This window comes from Prochlorococcus marinus str. MIT 9314 (assembly GCF_000760035.1).
GTDB classification, from domain to species: Bacteria; Cyanobacteriota; Cyanobacteriia; order PCC-6307; family Cyanobiaceae; genus Prochlorococcus_A; species Prochlorococcus_A marinus_B.
The window spans coordinates 86026-103108 of the sequence record NZ_JNAO01000008.1; the positions used below are offsets into that span (position 1 = coordinate 86026).

The 17083-nt window shown below is 30.6% G+C and carries 26 protein-coding genes and 2 tRNA genes; 10 read left to right on the forward strand and 18 right to left on the reverse strand.

Going from position 1 to position 17083, the window contains the following annotated elements; genetic code table 11:
• Positions 1-81: 81 nt before the first annotated feature.
• Positions 82-1248, forward strand: a complete 1167-nt coding sequence (locus EU98_RS05300) for a glycosyltransferase family 4 protein (RefSeq protein ID WP_032515582.1) — start codon at positions 82-84, stop codon at positions 1246-1248.
• Here the strand turns inward: EU98_RS05300 and proC are convergent.
• The 10 genes from proC to aroQ form a co-directional block, all read right to left on the reverse strand.
• Positions 1245-2057 (reverse strand): pyrroline-5-carboxylate reductase, encoded by an 813-nt coding sequence (proC, locus tag EU98_RS05295; protein WP_032515583.1) that lies wholly within the window; start codon positions 2055-2057, stop codon positions 1245-1247. The genes EU98_RS05300 and proC overlap by 4 nt on opposite strands.
• 7 nt (positions 2058-2064) lie before the next feature.
• Positions 2065-2640 (reverse strand): cell division protein SepF, encoded by a 576-nt coding sequence (locus tag EU98_RS05290; RefSeq protein WP_032515584.1) that lies wholly within the window; start codon positions 2638-2640, stop codon positions 2065-2067.
• Between the two features lie 150 nt (positions 2641-2790).
• Complete coding sequence (locus tag EU98_RS05285; protein WP_032515585.1) at positions 2791-3426, reverse strand: YggS family pyridoxal phosphate-dependent enzyme; 636 nt, start codon at positions 3424-3426, stop codon at positions 2791-2793.
• Between the two features lie 3 nt (positions 3427-3429).
• On the reverse strand, positions 3430-3696 hold the full coding sequence (locus EU98_RS05280; protein ID WP_032515586.1) for a PII-interacting protein PipX family protein: 267 nt from the start codon (positions 3694-3696) through the stop codon (positions 3430-3432).
• A gap of 19 nt (positions 3697-3715) precedes the next feature.
• Entirely contained in the window at positions 3716-4630 is a 915-nt protein-coding gene (locus EU98_RS05275; RefSeq protein WP_032515587.1) for an energy-coupling factor transporter transmembrane component T family protein, read from the reverse strand.
• Positions 4630-6003 carry a ribosome biogenesis GTPase Der gene (der, locus tag EU98_RS05270; protein ID WP_032515588.1) on the reverse strand — a complete coding sequence of 458 codons (1374 nt, stop codon included), beginning with the start codon at positions 6001-6003 and terminating at the stop codon, positions 4630-4632. The genes EU98_RS05275 and der overlap by 1 nt, the downstream gene beginning before the upstream one ends.
• Before the next feature lie 74 nt (positions 6004-6077).
• Positions 6078-6563: a DUF1823 family protein gene (locus EU98_RS05265; protein ID WP_032515589.1), complete on the reverse strand. Its 486-nt coding sequence runs from the start codon at positions 6561-6563 to the stop codon at positions 6078-6080.
• Positions 6563-7318, reverse strand: coding sequence for a precorrin-2 C(20)-methyltransferase (locus EU98_RS05260; RefSeq protein WP_032515590.1), 756 nt, complete (start codon positions 7316-7318; stop codon positions 6563-6565). The genes EU98_RS05265 and EU98_RS05260 overlap by 1 nt, the downstream gene beginning before the upstream one ends.
• Before the next feature lie 16 nt (positions 7319-7334).
• Positions 7335-7943 carry a tRNA-(ms[2]io[6]A)-hydroxylase gene (locus tag EU98_RS05255; RefSeq protein WP_032515591.1) on the reverse strand — a complete coding sequence of 203 codons (609 nt, stop codon included), beginning with the start codon at positions 7941-7943 and terminating at the stop codon, positions 7335-7337.
• Entirely contained in the window at positions 7944-8384 is a 441-nt protein-coding gene (gene aroQ / locus EU98_RS05250; RefSeq protein WP_032515592.1) for a type II 3-dehydroquinate dehydratase, read from the reverse strand.
• 101 nt (positions 8385-8485) lie between these two features.
• On the opposite strand from aroQ, the gene EU98_RS05245 reads away from it, so the two are divergent.
• The 5 genes from EU98_RS05245 (at position 8486) to EU98_RS05235 (ending at position 9507) form a co-directional block, all read left to right on the forward strand.
• Positions 8486-8567 (forward strand) — tRNA-Tyr (locus tag EU98_RS05245).
• A gap of 10 nt (positions 8568-8577) precedes the next feature.
• Positions 8578-8649 (forward strand) — tRNA-Thr (locus tag EU98_RS05240).
• Positions 8650-8737: 88 nt separating this feature from the next.
• A complete protein-coding gene (locus tag EU98_RS0108890) occupies positions 8738-8929 on the forward strand; it encodes a hypothetical protein (RefSeq protein WP_032515593.1) in 192 nt (63 codons plus the stop codon).
• 226 nt (positions 8930-9155) lie between these two features.
• Complete coding sequence (locus tag EU98_RS09825; RefSeq protein WP_193743005.1) at positions 9156-9293, forward strand: hypothetical protein; 138 nt, start codon at positions 9156-9158, stop codon at positions 9291-9293.
• A gap of 28 nt (positions 9294-9321) precedes the next feature.
• A complete protein-coding gene (locus EU98_RS05235; protein WP_032515594.1) occupies positions 9322-9507 on the forward strand; it encodes a hypothetical protein in 186 nt (61 codons plus the stop codon).
• On the opposite strand, the gene EU98_RS05230 is transcribed toward EU98_RS05235, so the two are convergent.
• Together EU98_RS05230 and EU98_RS05225 are read right to left on the reverse strand one after the other, a co-directional pair.
• Complete coding sequence (locus EU98_RS05230) at positions 9504-9803, reverse strand: hypothetical protein (protein WP_032515595.1); 300 nt, start codon at positions 9801-9803, stop codon at positions 9504-9506. The two genes, EU98_RS05235 and EU98_RS05230, sit on opposite strands and share 4 nt — an antisense overlap.
• Positions 9804-10278: 475 nt before the next feature.
• Positions 10279-10563 (reverse strand): DUF3764 family protein, encoded by a 285-nt coding sequence (locus tag EU98_RS05225; RefSeq protein ID WP_025931405.1) that lies wholly within the window; start codon positions 10561-10563, stop codon positions 10279-10281.
• A gap of 140 nt (positions 10564-10703) precedes the next feature.
• Between EU98_RS05225 and EU98_RS05220 the strand changes: the two genes are divergently transcribed.
• Positions 10704-10886, forward strand: a complete 183-nt coding sequence (locus EU98_RS05220; RefSeq protein WP_032515731.1) for a hypothetical protein — start codon at positions 10704-10706, stop codon at positions 10884-10886.
• Between the two features lie 36 nt (positions 10887-10922).
• On the opposite strand, the gene EU98_RS05215 is transcribed toward EU98_RS05220, so the two are convergent.
• From EU98_RS05215 to EU98_RS09830, 3 genes are all read right to left on the reverse strand, one after another.
• Positions 10923-11300 carry a hypothetical protein gene (locus EU98_RS05215; protein ID WP_032515596.1) on the reverse strand — a complete coding sequence of 126 codons (378 nt, stop codon included), beginning with the start codon at positions 11298-11300 and terminating at the stop codon, positions 10923-10925.
• 70 nt (positions 11301-11370) lie between these two features.
• On the reverse strand, positions 11371-11838 hold the full coding sequence (locus tag EU98_RS05210) for a cupin domain-containing protein (protein ID WP_025922935.1): 468 nt from the start codon (positions 11836-11838) through the stop codon (positions 11371-11373).
• Between the two features lie 82 nt (positions 11839-11920).
• On the reverse strand, positions 11921-12064 hold the full coding sequence (locus tag EU98_RS09830; RefSeq protein ID WP_179852286.1) for a hypothetical protein: 144 nt from the start codon (positions 12062-12064) through the stop codon (positions 11921-11923).
• 182 nt (positions 12065-12246) lie between these two features.
• Here EU98_RS09830 and EU98_RS05205 point away from each other — a divergent pair, with 182 nt between their 5' ends.
• Positions 12247-12432 carry a hypothetical protein gene (locus EU98_RS05205; RefSeq protein ID WP_032515599.1) on the forward strand — a complete coding sequence of 62 codons (186 nt, stop codon included), beginning with the start codon at positions 12247-12249 and terminating at the stop codon, positions 12430-12432.
• 18 nt (positions 12433-12450) lie between these two features.
• Here the strand turns inward: EU98_RS05205 and thiD are convergent, their stop codons facing one another.
• Positions 12451-13230, reverse strand: a complete 780-nt coding sequence (thiD, locus tag EU98_RS05200; RefSeq protein WP_032515600.1) for a bifunctional hydroxymethylpyrimidine kinase/phosphomethylpyrimidine kinase — start codon at positions 13228-13230, stop codon at positions 12451-12453.
• Positions 13231-13279: 49 nt separating this feature from the next.
• On the reverse strand, positions 13280-13903 hold the full coding sequence (locus EU98_RS05195) for a TenA family protein (protein WP_032515601.1): 624 nt from the start codon (positions 13901-13903) through the stop codon (positions 13280-13282).
• Between the two features lie 86 nt (positions 13904-13989).
• Here EU98_RS05195 and EU98_RS05190 point away from each other — a divergent pair, with 86 nt between their 5' ends.
• Together EU98_RS05190 and EU98_RS09835 are read left to right on the forward strand one after the other, a co-directional pair.
• On the forward strand, positions 13990-15486 hold the full coding sequence (locus EU98_RS05190; RefSeq protein WP_032515602.1) for an FAD-binding domain-containing protein: 1497 nt from the start codon (positions 13990-13992) through the stop codon (positions 15484-15486).
• A 127-nt stretch (positions 15487-15613) separates the two neighbouring features.
• Positions 15614-15787 (forward strand): hypothetical protein, encoded by a 174-nt coding sequence (locus tag EU98_RS09835; RefSeq protein ID WP_193743006.1) that lies wholly within the window; start codon positions 15614-15616, stop codon positions 15785-15787.
• 23 nt (positions 15788-15810) lie between these two features.
• Here the strand turns inward: EU98_RS09835 and pip are convergent, their stop codons facing one another.
• Positions 15811-16761: a prolyl aminopeptidase gene (pip, locus tag EU98_RS05185; protein ID WP_032515603.1), complete on the reverse strand. Its 951-nt coding sequence runs from the start codon at positions 16759-16761 to the stop codon at positions 15811-15813.
• Positions 16762-17083: the final 322 nt, after the last annotated feature.

A 17083-nucleotide genomic window follows, 5' to 3' on the forward strand; every position in this document is an offset into this window, starting at 1 on the left:
ATTATGAACCATTAATAAATTTTAAAATTATGTTTATGGCAACTTTGACTGTTAACTTTATAAATAGTTAATTCAATTAATGTGGTTCATATTGCATGGTTGGGTAAAAAATCCCCTTTCTGTGGAAATGTCACTTATGGTAATTCAACTACTGAGGCATTGAAAACCAGAGGACATAAAGTTAGTTTTATTCATTTCGACAATCCTTCGAGTTCAAATTCATCAAAACCATTATTTCTGGCCAATGATCCTGATGTAAGTCTTCCATATTTAATTAAGTCCCAAGTTTATACAATACCCTCACCAAGAGCAGAAAAAGAGCTAAGGTTCTCATTGGAAAGATTAAAGCCTGATTTAGTCCATGCAAGCTTAACTTTATCTCCTCTAGACTTTAGACTTCCAGAGATTTGTAATGAAATTAATCTTCCACTCATAGGAACATTTCACCCACCATTTGATGCAAAAAATAGAAATTTAACTGCTAGCACTCAACAGTTAACATATCAACTTTATGCTCCCTTTTTATCAAAGTTCAATAAAATAATCATTTTTTCCGAACTTCAAAAAAATGTTCTTTATAAATTAGGAGTACCTAAGGAAAAACAAATAATTATTCCAAATGGTGTTGATGAGAATATTTGGAAACCTTTCTGCGAAAAAAATAAAAAATATGATCAGGTAAAAAACAAACTTGGAAATGAAAGAATTTTTTTATACATGGGTAGGATTGCTAATGAGAAAAATATCGAGGCACTTTTACGTTCTTGGCGCCAAACAAAAACTCAAAATTGCAAATTAGTTATTGTTGGAGATGGACCAATGAAGCCAACACTTGAAAACAGTTTTTCTAACCTTGGTAATGATAAATTAATTTGGTGGGGTGCCGAATTAGATTTAGAAACAAGGGTCGCAATAATGCAAATAGCTGAAGTATTTTTCTTACCAAGCTTAGTAGAAGGTTTATCATTATCACTTCTAGAGGCGATGTCTTCTTGTACTGCTTGTGTAGCTACAGATGCCGGAGCTGACGGTGAAGTTTTAGATAAGGGAGCAGGAATAGTAATTTCAACTGATAATGTGGCTGCACAATTAAAAACTATAATCCCAATTCTTGTAGAACACCCTTCATTTACAAAAGATCTTGGAGAAAAAGCTAGAGAACGTATACTTGAGAGATACACAATTACTAAGAATATAAATTCACTTGAAAAAGTTTATATGAACTTAAAAAATAGTTTAAAAATCTAACGAAACTCCTTACTTCGATTACTAGCTGAAACTATTGATTCAATTAATGCTGACCTAACACTCTTTTTTTCTAAAACCCTTAAAGCAGAAATAGTTGTTCCTCCTGGTGAGGTTACTAAATTTTTTAGCTCAGAAGTAGTAAGTTTATTTTCCTTTATTAAACATATAGTTCCTAGTATCATTTCCATAACGAGTTCCTCTGAAATAATTTTTGGTAATCCCCCGCTTAATCCTCCATCGCTTAATGCTTCTATAATTAAAGCAATAATTGCAGGACCTGATGAAGTTAAAGCTAAAAATATATCAAGGTAATCTTCAGCAAATTCATAAATTTTACTAGTATTTTCAAATAATTTTTTTGTAAATTGTTTCTGTTCTTCTGTAATTTCTTCTCCCCAAGAAATCCCTGTTAAACCTTTTCCAATAGTTATTGGAATATTTGTAACTACCCTCACACATTTATGATTAGGGAACTTTTGAGTAAGTCTATTAATTGAAACCCCCGCAAGAATTGAAACTATTAAATTATCCTTGTTTTTTATACGATAGGCCTCACTAATATCATTAAATTGTTGGGGTTTTATCGAAAGAAGTTTATATTGACAATCCCAAATTATTTTTGACTCTTTAGAACCTGATCTATAAACGTTTATGTTATGTTTATAATTTTCTTTTATATTTTCTAAACTTTTTTCTGTATTTACAACGCAAAAAACATTCTCTGGCTGAATTAATTTGTTATCTAATAGAGGGGTTACTATAGCACTTGCAATATTTCCAAAACCAATAATCGCAATTTTATCAGTCACAGATTAATCATGAATAAGCACTTAATTTAGAATTGCCCCATGCTGGTTCAGGAGTAGTATTTTTGCCCAAACTATATTGTGGTGTGTTTTCTGTAGAAACAGAAGAAGGAGAAGCTTCCTCTGGAGAAGAACTAGTCACATTTACACAACTTGGAGCAAAAAGAAAAATACTTTCACCGACTCTCTCTTGATGTCCATCAATTGCATATGTGCCCCCAGCAATAAAATCAACCGCTCTTTGTGCTTGATCAGGATCCATCATAGTTAAATTGAGAATTACAGTTTTTCTCTCTCTTAATGCTTGTATAGCTTGAGGCATCTCATCAAAACTTCTTGGTTCCATTAAGCTTACTTCTGAGGATGAATTTGAAATTCCAGGCATCCCGACTACTTTTGATGATCTGTTGTTATTCATAAAATCAAATGGATTTGAATTTGCAAGGGGGTTTGCATTCTTTGGATTTTGTTTGAAATTATTAATATCATTTAATTCATCCTCTGAAGCATAATCCAACTCATCAAAATCATCCTCGAGATACTCATCTCCTGCAACAACTGCCTTTAATCTAGAAATAAGTGACACCTTTTAAATCCTCTTGAAATTGATTACTAAGGTTTAAGAACCTTAAGTAATAAATCCATTTTTTAAATGAATAAACTACCTATACTTAAATAACGTTAGTTGAACTTTACTGCAAGTTTATAGATAAGATTTTTATAAAAAAATAACTAATTAGGATCTACCTCCAAAAATCAATGATCCTAATCTTAACCAAGTTGATCCAGCGTCAATAGCTTCCTCCCAATCACCTGACATTCCCATGGAACAATCTGGTAGTTTCAGTAAATCAGCGAGAGCACGACATTTTTTAAACAACCCTAAATTTTCTTTAGAGCTAAGTCCTTTAGGATTGATAGTCATCAAACCGGTTAATGAAATATTTTTCAGCTCTTGAATTTCTCTCCATTTAAATTTTAAAAACTCAGGATTAAACCCTCCTTTAGTGGGATCATCAATCAACTTAACCTGCAACATTATTAATGGATTTTTCTTCTCTTCACTTGAAATATTGGAAATTTTTTGCAACTTTTCAAATGAATCTACTGAATGAATGTATTTAAAATTTTGCACTATCTTTCTTATTTTATTACTTTGTATTCTTCCAATAAAGTGCCAATTTATTTCTTTAAGGTCTTTTAAGATTAATTGTTTTTCAAACGCTTCTTGAAACTTACTTTCACCAAAATCATTCTGACCAATATTTTGAATAGTTTTGATTTCTTGACTTTTAAATCCTTTGCTTACCGCAAGAATATTTACATTTGATGGGATTTTATTTTTTATTTTTAAATAATTTGCAGGGTTCACCTTTTATAAGAAAGTTTGCGTAAATAAATTCTCCCATTTAGAAAGCTCTTCAGATCCTTTTCTTTTAGCTTTTTGAAGGTTTAATTCGGCTTGGTTTCGGGCATCTAAATAAGGTATAACTTCAAAAAAAACTTCTCTCTGACGAACTTCTACCATAAAAAACATTTTTTGAGCGTATAAAGTTGCATAAATATCCCTCCCATCATTTCCAGGAGAAACTTGGTACAACATGCCAAATGTTGGATGGTTTAAATAACGCTCAGAACTCAAACCTAAAATATTGTGTTATTTATAATGCACCATACAGTTTTCTAAGAAAAATTGCTATGCAAATAAAACAAATCGATAATGTATTAACAATTACATTGAGAAATTTTGAAGGATAAAGAGTTCTAAATCTGTTGGTTTTTATAATAATTTTTTTCTTTGAGAGTAATGATTCTGCTCCGTGATCAATTCTCAGAAATATATTTTGAAATAACCTTTCTAATAAGATTAATAAAACATTCAAGGATTTCTTTAATCCTAAATTTCGAAAATTTATTGATCTAACTGACACTGATTTAATGATATTTTGAAATTCTTCCTGCACTAAAGGAATAAAACGTAATGCAATTAACAACTGAAAAAGCCACTTACTAATTGGCAATCCAATCTTTCTTAATGGATACATAAACCAACTTAATCCCCATACAATGTCTTCCTGCAATGTGGTTAAAAGCATCAAATTCACACTATGAATAACGGTAAATATCAAAGTGGAGGTTTTTATTCCTAGTTCAAATGCTTTTCTTGATAAGTTATAAGGACCAAAATTAATAAACCATATCTTCTGCGAAGGAATTTGCAAAATATTCCATTCTTTTTGGCTTTCCAGTACTACTTGCAACTCATTGGGATTTCTTAAGTAGCCATCAAGAGATTGAATATCAGATGAGGCAAGTATTGATATACATCCAATTAATAGTGATAAACATGATAGAAAAAATAATGATCGCCACCATACCCTAGATGGCAATAAACTTAAAAAAGTAATTAAAAGTAAAAAACCAACCAAACTCAATCTCCATATTGGACCTGACCAAATTGGAGTGATTAAAAATATCATTACGATAATTATTTTTAATCTACTATCAATAATTCTTAGCCAACTTCTATTGCCATGAACGTATTGACCAACAGAAAATTTGGTTAGCAAATTCATTAATCTTTTTGAATTAACTCAATATTTTCTCTTTCGACTTCTTTATTTAAAGCTCTTTGCTGTTTTCCTCTCCAAAGTAAAATGAGGGGTGTGCCTTCAAAGCCTAAATTTACCCTAATTTGTTTTTCAATATATCTTCTATAAGTTATTCCGAATAATTTAGGATCATTTACAAAAAGAGTAAAAGTGGGAGGTTTGTTCTTTACTTGAGTACCGTAATAAAGCCTACCTTGTTTGCCGCTTCTCTTTGTTGGAGGACTTTTCCAACTGATTGATTCTTTAAGTACTTCATTAACTACAGATGTTGTAACTCTTCTTCTATGTTGATTTACAGCATTAAGAGCATGCTCAAAAATATTATCAACTCTTTGACCAGTTAGAGCAGATATAAAAATCATTTTTGACCAGTGTAAAAAATAAAGTTTAGATCTAAGTTCTTTTTCTACTTGATAAATTGTTGAACTATTTTTTTCTACAAGATCCCATTTATTAACAACAATTATGCAAGCTCTGCCTTGTTCTTCTATGCGCCCAGCCAGCTTCTGGTCTTGATCAGTTACTCCATCTATAGCGTCTATAACTAAAACACAAACATCACTTCTATCTATAGATTTAAAAGCCCTATTAATACCAAAGAATTCAGTACCATATTTAACATTTTTCTTTCTTCTAATTCCTGCAGTATCAATAATTTTCCAATGATTATCACCTTTTTTAATAAGCGTATCTATTGAATCAGTTGTCGTGCCACTAATATCACTAACTATTGCTCTTTTTTCTCCACAGATTGAATTTAACAAACTAGATTTACCCACATTAGGCCTACCTATAATTGACATCATTATCTTTTCTTCATCATCCTGGATATTATTTTCAGGAAGTTCGCCAATAACGAGATCTAAAAGATCACCAGTACCTGAACCATGAATAGCCGAAACAGGGTTAGGTTCGCCCAGTCCTAATTTCCAGAACTCCGAAGCTAGGGATATTCCTAGATTAGTAGATTCGCATTTATTAACAGCAACAATTGTTTTACAGCTTGAGTTTCTTAACCATTTTGCTATTGATAAATCACCATCAGTAACGCCTTGATTCCCATCAACTACCAGTAACGCAAGTGAAGCCTCTTCTAGAGCCAAGAAGACTTGTGTCCTTATCTCTGGGAGAAATTCACTATCATCATCAAAAACTAAACCTCCAGTATCAACTATTTGAAATTCCTTACCTCCCCATGAAGCATTTTGATAAGTTCTATCTCTTGTAACACCAGGCTTATCAAATACTATTGCATCATTACTTTGGCAAAGACGATTAACTAACGTAGATTTCCCAACGTTAGGTCTTCCAATAATTGCTATTGTAGGAAGAATCAATTCTTCTCTCCAAAGAAAGTAGTATCCATTACAACTATACCTTTAATAGAATCATTTACCTTTTTCAAAAAAACTTATTTAATTTCTGGATCACCAGAATGTCCTTTAACTGGATTTACAGGTGGTGAACTAGGACTTGGCAATAATCCACTATCTTTTGAAAAACAATCATTTTCAATCGCCCAATAAATCAACCAATTTACTGCCGTCGCTCTTCTAGTTCTTCTTGGATAGAGTTCATTAATCTTATAACCTTTAAAATTAAGAAAATTTTTTAATCCTTGTTTATAGTCTTTTGGAATTGATCGAGTCAAATGTACTGAGGCTGGTCGCTCTGAAATGATTTGTGGAGCTTTTTCAAATTTTTCTGACCAATAAGAAGGAGTTAATGCGCTAAAGGCCCAATCATTTATAGAGAGTTCTTTGGTATAAAAAAGTCTTTCCCAAACCAATTCACAAACAAAAATATCACTAACCCTATCTTCGAGAACAAAAAATAATAGATCCTTACATATTGGCCATGTAAATTGATTTTCAATTAATTTTTCTTTTTTATACATTAATCGAACCTTATCAAAATCAAAGAGAAATAAGGCATAAATTCCTTTTTATATTGTGATGCATATTGAACAATTTGATCAGGCATCCCAACACTTAAAGCTATTAATGATGTATTGATGATATCCTCTTTTTTTAAAATTTCCCTGACTAAATTCCATCTTTTGCCAACTTTCATAATTGCCAATACCGTTTTATTTGCCTTACTTTCACTAATAAGGGTTGTTAATTCAGATTCTGAAGAAGGGCATTCTTTGATGATCAATGTCTCGCCTTTTTTTGCCAAATCAAAATCATTCAAAGCTGCTGCTGCTGAAATAGAAGAAATACCAGGTACTGTTTTGGTAATAATTTCGGCATGATTAATTTTTATTAACCTCAAAATATTAGAAGAACTTGCAAATAGTGAAGTATCTCCAAGACAAAGTAAAACAACTGATTCGCCATTTTGTATAAATTTCACAATTTTTTCTACAGCATTAGACCATATTTCATCTGGATCAAAATCCTTCCTAGCCATTGGAAAGATGATAGGAATATTTTTTTTAAATTTGGTGTACTTCTTGACTATTTCCGCAGCGAAACTCTTTTTATTATCATCTGATATTGGGAAAACTATAACTTTCGCTTTTTTTATTGCATCCACAGCAGCAATTGTTAAAAGCGATGGATCTCCAGGGCCTACACCAACGATGGTGAATGTTGGTAAATCAGTTTTATATCGATTAAGTAAACTTAAGAACTTGTTTATTAACATTTTTATTTTGTTAACTTTAGCTATGTACCCTTGGCAATACAAAAGTTTCAGCTAGTATTGATGACTCAATTTCAGACAATTCCTCTAACCTTTTGAAAGTTTGATTTTTAGAGAATTTAGTTTGCGCTAGTTTCCAGTAAGCTCCAAAATGTCTTGCCTCACTCTCAAGCAGAGACTCATAAAGGGATTTAAACGATTTATCTTCAGAATTAAGAGCAAGCAAGCTTAATCTTTCATGACTTCTTGCTTCAATAAGTCCTGCTATTAAGAAACTATCAAGCATTCTATTGGGCTCTTCCTTTCTTATATTCTTGGACAATTCAGCTCCATATGGAGGCGGTTTTAAGGACTCAAGAGAATGTCCAAGGTCCTTTAAAAAATAAAGTATTTTTTCAAAATGCTCTAATTCCTCTCTCGCTATTGGACTTAGAACTTCAGCTAAATTTGGTTCAGATGGATATCTAAACATCAATTGAATAGCTACTCCTGCTGCTTTTCTTTCACAATGAGCATGGTCAATAAGAATATCGATTGGATTAGATAATGCGAGTTTGATCCACTCACCTGAGGTAAATGAAGATAAATATTTAATATGTGAAGTGGGTCTTTTGAAATCAATTAGCATTTAATCTTTACTACTTAAATATCCAATGATTCCTTCAAGAGCTAAGGAATAACTTGATATGCCAAATCCACTAATAATTCCTATAGCTTTATCTGTAAGAAAAGATTCTTTACGAAAATCTTCTCTACTGAAAATATTTGAAATATGTAACTCTACAAACGGAATTTTTGATCCAATTAAAGCATCACGAATAGAAATCGAGGTATGAGTAAAAGCGCCAGCATTTATAAGAATTCCTTGAATACTTTTTACAGACTCCTGAATTTTATCTACTATTTCTCCTTCGTGATTACTTTGAAAACATTCAAGATTAATACTTTTTTCTTTAGCAACTTTAGTTAAATCTTTTTCTATATCACTCAATGTTTTATTGCCATATATTTCAGGTTCTCTAGTTCCCAAAAGATTTAGATTTGGTCCATTTATCAATAAGATATTCATCATCAATAAAGTCTTTTCTATTAAATGCTATCTAGAAAGAAACAAAAAAACCAAAACATTTTCACACAAAGTGACCATTAACTGATAAGTTCAAATAGTGGGGGTCGGTGCCCGAGTGGTTAAAGGGGGCGGACTGTAAATCCGCTGGCTCTGCCTACGTTGGTTCAAATCCAACCCGGCCCACTTTAAAATTGCCCTTGTAGCTCAGCGGTAGAGCACTCCCTTGGTAAGGGAGAGGTCTCGGGTTCAAGTCCCGACGAGGGCACTTGAGCATTTGATTAAAGTAACTGAGATCTCATAGATCAGCATTTTAAATAGAATTCGAATATATTAAATATAATTTGTCTTTAGTAATGGCACTATCGTCATACCGGATGCACAAAATATATATTGCAGCAACAATGAATTATGGTCTTGGTTCTGATGATCCAGAGGAGTTGGCCTACTACAACAAAATCAGAAAAGAGATGGATGATATGAAAAAACAACCAATTAATAAAGGGATTTCCTTCAATTGGGATACTCCCACAGGAATGGATAAATGAACCTAAATACTTTTTTATTAATTGATGGGAGTTTGATGCTTATTGGTCTACCTTTTTTGATGATTCTTAAAGGCAAAAATTGATCAAAATTTCTTTACATTTTACCCATATTTAAATTCAATTGTTGATCCTTTATCCGTATATTAGAGTACCTCAAACCGTACATATTTATTAGTCGAATGGCCTCACTAACTAGTTAGAACATAGATGTAGCCGTATTGAGCAAATGTCTACCAAATCCACACTAAAAGAAGATTATAAATCTGAGATTGAAGAAAGATCAGAAGAAGAACTTCTTGAGGAAGAAATCAGAAATCAGCAAACATTGGATAACTTTGTTGAATCTGATAAAAACTGGAGCTGATTAAATTTTATTTATATAGGAGAAAGTTATGAACTTAAAAAGATCACCATTCTCAATTCTGGACAAAGAAAAACGAGAAATGGACTACATCAAAGGAGTTTACAAGAGAAAAATTCAAGCTGAAATTGAATCTTATCAAGATTCCGAAGACGAAGATAAGAGAGATACAATCCAAGCTCAAGATGTATTGATGCTTGATAGGATCTCAATCTAGTTATTTTTTTTCTTCTTCTTATCTTTCTTTTTCTTCTTTACCTTTTCATAAATCTCATCAACCTTCTGTTCAATACTGTCCAGCTTATTTGAGATTTCTTTTATAGCTTCTGCTTTTCCTTCTTTAAATACAGTATCTTTTACCTCTATAATTTTAACTGGCTCTCCTTTAACTACAGTATCTTTTGTCTCTTCAGTTTTAATTCCAAACTTACCTTTAGTAAAATTGGCTATAAAAATAAGAACAGGTACATGAGCTAAACCGCCTATTACTATTCTTGTTTCTGAATAAGCCATTTAATAGTTAAAAATTCTCAGATATTTAAGCATAAATTTAATTTTTAAAGTCGTTTTTTAAGCCAATAAATATTAGTAATCATTTTTTGATTCGTAGATCAAAAATCTTGCTATTAATTAAATAGAGACTTTTTTATTAAATGCCATTAGACATATTTCTAATAAACATGTGTGTTGTAGTTATAGCATTGCTTATCAGAAGAGAAATCAAACTTAAGAAAGCGAGATAAATTATGAAAACACAAATTTTAAAAGAGCATTACATTCCAAATATCCATGCTATTACTATTTTACTAATGCTTCTTCTATGTCTATGGTTACCTCTAGCACTTAGATTCTTATTACTAATTTAGTCGAACTAATTAGTTAATACTCTTATCTTTAAACTCTGATATAACCTAATTTTGTTTTAAAAATCTTATACGGAAATCCTGTTTCGCATTATTTGCATAGGTTTAAATAGTTAATGTTTCGACTACTCAGAAACCCAACTTGTAATTTTCGTTGTGCTATAAATATGCCCTCCAGATTCTATATTCTTGATGGTTTCTGGATCTGAAAAAACATGCTTAGCCACACCTTCTTCTGCTTGATGAATAACAATCACTTCTTTTGGATCTATTAAACTTTTGCCACGATATAAAGGAGTAAGGCCTACCGTTTTATGAAATGCATCTATCTCTGGACTATCAAACATTTTTACCCACTCCTCAAATGTATTTGAAAGTTTAAATGTGAAAACAGTAGTTTCAAGAGACATTAATTTATAGATAATTCTCCTATCTTTTTAGCAACTAATCTCGATAAACAAGTTAAAAATATGGATTATCTAAAAATTAAGAAAGTTAATTTGGTATCGCATGTACCGTTTATATGTTTTTTGAAAGCTATTAATTGGATATGAGTTATTTTGCTGAACCAAACCATATTGAATATGATGCATGGTTCGATGCAAACATCGACCCAGTAGATCTTGTGAATTACTCAGATGAAAAGGAGTTCAGTGATTCGGTACACTTTAAGTTCCATAAGATGTCCACTAAAAATTTAACGATTGGTTCTTCTGATAATTTTCAATGGTAAATAAAAGATTTTTCACTCTATAGATATTTATGAATCTTACGCAGAATATGTTCCATCACTTTCTCTTCTTACCTTAGCTAATACAATTTCATCTACAACTTTTTCAATCATGTAAGCACTTTTTTTACCAAAACATTTTTCTTTTTTAATACTCTCAAAATCATTTGGGATTAAATCATTATGTTCACAACAGTCGCATTTAATATCAATTTTCTTACCTCTGAAAACCTCTAAAGCTCTAGAAAAAATCCATTGCTGAACTGAAATACTTTCCCAACCATCAAAATTAGACCATTCATCAAAATCCCTATTAAGGATGCCTTTTAATCCATCAGCCTGATTGACATATACTAAGTGTGAATCTTTTCTTGGTTCATCATTAATACCAATTGTTTTGACAGAATTTTGATTCATTAAATATAGATTGATTGAGTAACCTTATAAATCTAGAGGATAATTTCAAAAATATAAACAAAAAAATATCTCAAATAAGATCATTAATTGCTTTATCCAATCTAGAAGTATGATTTGTATTTCTGAGTAATTCAAAATCCTTAAAATCAAAGCCAGGGCCAACACAACAACTCACTAAAGTAAATTCGCCTGTACTTTTTGCAGCTTGCCAATATCCAGATGGGATCATTTCTACTGGATTATTGGAATCTAAAATTAAATTTCTTATTAACTTATTATCATTATCTAGGCACCATAAATTCAGAGGATCGCCCCTTAAATAAATCCAAATTTCATCAGCATTTTTTACTCTGTGCCAAGCACTTTTCGCATCTCTCTCCAAAAGATAATAAATTCCCGTAATAAAGTTTCTACTTTGACCATCTTCCCTTATTAGAGAATTCTCACTTCTTACAATCTCTCTAAACCATCCACCCTCAGGATGAGGAGATAAATTGAATTGTTTAATTATTTCTATGTTTTTTTTATTAGGATTCACATCACAAAAATATCTTTTAAATTTCTCTTATGCTTAAAAGCTAACTGAAAATAAATCAAAATAAACTATATTTTCTAAAAAATTAAGCACAAATAACTGACAAATCTACAAAATTTTTATTTTCATCTGCCAGTTCAGTAATGATTCTATTGAGCCATTCAGAGGTCGTTTCACAATAGCCTACATTTAAAATGGTTTTTTGCTTTGCTGTTTCTTCTTTATTCATAATTAAAGTATTTTCATATAAATTAGTCTTTAATTAAATCTATGTGAATAAGTCTTAATTACTATCTATTTCAAACAGTTGTATTTAATACATATTTAAGAACTGCTAGTAAACAAATAAAATTAAATCGTTGACAAGAAAATGTATACAAGTAAGAGTAGAAAAAATTTATTATTTAACCTATGAATAACATCAAGATTGAGGAATTGATGAAAGTAAGGTTCGATGGTATTGCTAATAGAATTGGGCAATTAAGCAAAAGGGAAAGTGAGTCTTTATTACTTGAGCATCTTGAGTGGTTAGAGGGAGGATGGGAGACTGAAGAAATCTTATTTTTAAAAAAGCCTTACAGAAAATGGTGGTTCTAACTCCACTTCAATAAATAATTAATGATGGCCTAAGGGACCAGGGCCAGATCCTATTTTATAAGAATTGTCTAAAGATTTCTCAACAAATAATTTGGCTTTTTTTATGGAATCAAATAGATCAAAACCTAAAGCCTTGTAACCACAAATAGCAGCACTCAAAGTACAGCCGCTACCATGGGTATTTTTTGTATTTATAAAATTATTAAATAGCCACTCTTTTCTACCATTTAAATCAAGGAAAAAATCCTTCCCTTTCATATCTTTTAAACCGCCACCTTTTATAAGTACCGCTTTAGCTCCAAGACCAATAATTTTTCTTGCTGAATTTTCGATATCTTCTCTACTCCTTATTTCTAAACCAGAAAGAAGATTCGCTTCATAAATATTTGGAGTTACCAAATCAGCAATTGGTAATAAGAGTTTTTTATAAGCATTAATAGCAGAATCTTCCAGTAATTTAGAACCAGTTCTTGTAACCATTACTGGGTCAATAATTTTAGTTATTTGGTATGTATTTATTTTTGAAGCAGTATCATTAATTATCCTTTCATTTAATAACATTCCAGTTTTTAAGGCATCAATACCAAAATCAGAAAATAAAGTATCTAATTGATTTAATAAAGTATTCTTCTCTACTGGTTGAACGCATGTAACCTCTATACTATTTTGAGCGGTAATACATGTAATAACAGAACATCCATGTACTTTAAGGGCCATGAAAGTTCTCAAGTCAGCCTGTATGCCTGCTCCACCCCCGGAGTCACTACCGCCTATTGAAAGTGCAATTTTAGAATACATAATTTATTAACTCGTTTTTGAAAGTACTATAAATAAATTTTAATTTAAATCAGAAATCTGAATATGCATTAAAAAAATCTAACTCCAATTCCATAGCTCTCCTGTATAAATATTTTGCCTGATTAATATCATATGTTTCTTTATTAGTCTCAATAAGATTTTCAAGTGAATCTGCTAGCTTTTCAAAGCTCTCATCAGAATAAGTAATTATCCATTCTTTATATTTAATGTCAAAATCCTCCTTATACAAACTTTTTCCTATCCAAGAATAAAGTCGCATACATGGAGTCATTGCAAACATTATTTCAACGGAGTTAAGTCTTTTGGAAGTATCATCAAGAAAATCTGTATAATTTTTAGTGGCTTTTTTTATATAGTTATTAGACAAATCAATATCCCATTCTCTTGCATACGTTTCATGAAGTATTAACTCCTCTGAAACACCCATTAACAGTTCACTTAACTTCCTTATTGAGTACTTATCTTTTGATTTGGAAACAGCAAGACCATAAGCCTTAGCAAAAGTCTCTAAAAAGAAATAATCTTGAGCTAAATATTCTTGAAATATATTTTTAGGGAGACTTCCATTCTTTAAACCTTGAACAAATTTTGTATTTAAACTTAATAAAGCAATCTCATAATTATCCTCCCAAAGTATTTTTGTTATTTTCATTTTTTTGATTTTTAGTTATTCTAAAATTTTTTATATTTTTTACCTACAAACTTAATCTTAGTTTTCTAGGATTAAAACAAAAAATTATGAAAGAAATAAATATCTTATGGTTTAAGAAAGATTTAAGAATTTTTGATAACGAAGCTCTTTGTGAGGCTATAAAAGATAACGATATTTTACCTATTTATATTATTGAGTTAGATATTTGGAGCCAAAATACTCATTCAGATAGACAATGGCAATTTTGCAAAGAAAGTTTAATAGATTTAAGAAATGCACTTGCTGAGATTGGACAACCATTAATTATTAGGACTGGCAATGTTATTAATATTTTTGATGAAATTAGTACAAAATTTAAAATCAAAGGTATATATAGCCATCAAGAAACCGGAGATTGGCTTACTTATAAAAGAGATCAAAAAGTAAGAGAATGGGCTTTAAGCAAAAATATTATTTGGAAGGAATTTCTACAATTTTCAGTTTTTAGAGGAAATTTAGATAGAAATAATTGGTCTAAAAAGTGGCAAGAAAATTCCCAAAAAAACTTACTAAAAGCTCCATTAAAAATTAATTCTATTAACTTTAATATTGGAGAAATACCCTCAGACGAAATTTTTACCTTTAAAGAAGAAACTTGTCCAGGAAGAATGCAAGGTGGGAGAAAGAAAGGTTTAGAGAGAATGCAATACTTCTTTAGTAATAAATTAGATTCTTATTCAAAAGATATATCTAGCCCAGAAAAATCATTTGATAGTTGTACAAGACTATCACCATACATTTGTTGGGGATGCATTTCATTAAAAGAAATTTTTAAAAAAGCAAATATATCAAAAAACAATAATTCAAGGATGTTAAAAAGCAGATTAACTTGGCATTGTCATTTTATTCAGAAACTTGAAAGTGAACCAGAACTAGAGTTTAGGGAATACCATCCTTTTTTTAAAAATATTAGAGAAAAAAATAATGAATTACTTTATTCATGGAGTTCAGGTAATACGGGCTTTCCTTTTGTAGATGCATGTATGCGTTCATTAAATTGCAATGGATGGATTAACTTCAGGATGAGAGCGATGTTAATGTCTTTTGCTAGCTATAATTTATGGCTACCATGGCAAGATTCAGGTTCTGAATTAGCAAATAAATTTGTAGATTATGAGCCTGGAATACATTGGAACCAATGCCAAATGCAATCTGGAACTACTTCTATAAATACTAATAGAATTTATAATCCTATTAAGCAGGGAAAAGATCATGATCCGCAAGGAAAATTTATAAAAAAATGGATACCAGAATTAAAGGATATATCACTTAATTTCATTCATGAACCATGGCTATTATCTAGATTTAATCAAGAAGAATATGAAAAAATTAATTACATAAGACCAATAATTGACATCACAAATAGCACTAAAACTGCAAAGAAGAAAATCCAGGAAATCACTAAAAAGGATGGATATTGGGATATCTCAAAAGAAATTTATTTAAAGCATGGCTCTAGAAAAAGGCTTAGAAAAAATATAAATAATAAAAAAACTGTTTCTAATGAAAAGGGAAAACAATACGAACTGAAATTAGATTTCTAAATTTTATTGTCAAAAATTTCTAGATTCTTTTTAGCGCCAAGGAAAGCTTTTTAAATGTTGAAATTAGATATATAAATCCACGATGAACTAATGCAAGCTTTAATGTATTTATTAGATTTTATTAATTATGTCTGAAAGATTTGAATGGGACGATACCAATAGTTCAGGTATATGGTGGAGTACTAATGTAAGTATTAGAGACGAGTGCATTTTGCTCAAAGAAGATACTAAATGCCAAGATTCTGATATCGTCGAACTTCTTAGGAGTATTGCACAAAATATTGAAGATAATGGCCTTTAATTTTTAAAGGAATATTCTCTCTTTTAGCGATTTTGAATTCCTTTTACAGCTTTTATTAGTTCGATAGTAATACCTTTTTCACTCATTGAATGACCAGCATCATCAACAATAATTAATTCAGAATTCTTTAATTTTTTATTTAGATCCCAAGCACTCCTAACAGGACATACTACGTCATACCTCCCCTGAATTATTTTTGTTGGAATCGATTCTATTGTTTTTATATTTTTCAAAATAAAATCATCCTCTAAGAAAATATTATTAATAAAATAATGACATTCGATCCTTGCAAAGGCATCTGAAAAAGAATTAACTTCAGACTTATCAAAATCAAATTTTTTATTTATTAAATGACTTGTTGAGAGTTCCCATTTTGTCCAAGCTGCTGCTGCTTTTGATCTAAGATTTGCATCTGATGATGTTAGATATTTATAAAAAGAACTTATTAAATCATTTCTTTCTTCTTTTGGTATTACAGAAATATATTCTTCAAATTCATCGGGGAATATCTCACTTGCACCATATTGATAGAACCACAATAATTCAAACTTTCTACATAAAAATATTCCTCGCAAAGTTAAGCTGATAACTCTTGAGGGATTTTTAATCGCATATATAAGTGAAAGTGTTGAGCCCCAAGATCCACCAAACAAATGCCAACTATCTATTTTTAAAAGGATCCTTAATTTCTCAATATCATCAACTAAGTGATTGGTAGTATTTTCTTTTAATTCGGAGAAAGGACTTGAAGAACCGCAACCTCTTTGGTCAAATTGAATAATATCGAATTTATCTGGGTCAAAGTATCTTCTATATCTTGGTTGACTTCCTCCTCCTGGACCTCCATGAATAACAAGAATTTTTTTGCCTTTTGGATTACCAGATCTTTCCCAATAAATAGTATGAATATCACTTACTTGTAAAAACCCCTTTTCACGTACTTCAATTTTCGGAAACAAGAATTGATCTTTCATTTTGAAATATTTTTAATCACTTTATTTATCCATATTATCCAAAAAGAAGTATAGTTTAGAAGTATTTTGTTAAACAAAAAAAGGACTGCTTATACAGTCCTTTTTAATATTTGATTTCCTTCTTACAGGATATAAGATTACATATTTTAAAGTCTATTTACTCATAAACCTAGAATACGTGAATTCGGGGATTTCTTTCTATAATTTAAGTCCCTATTGTCGCTAGTAATTATAAAGCGAAGTCTTATCAGACTAATTGATTGAACTTTAATTTTCGAATAATCCCATTCTCAGGAATACGCTTCCTATATTTTGGAATTTA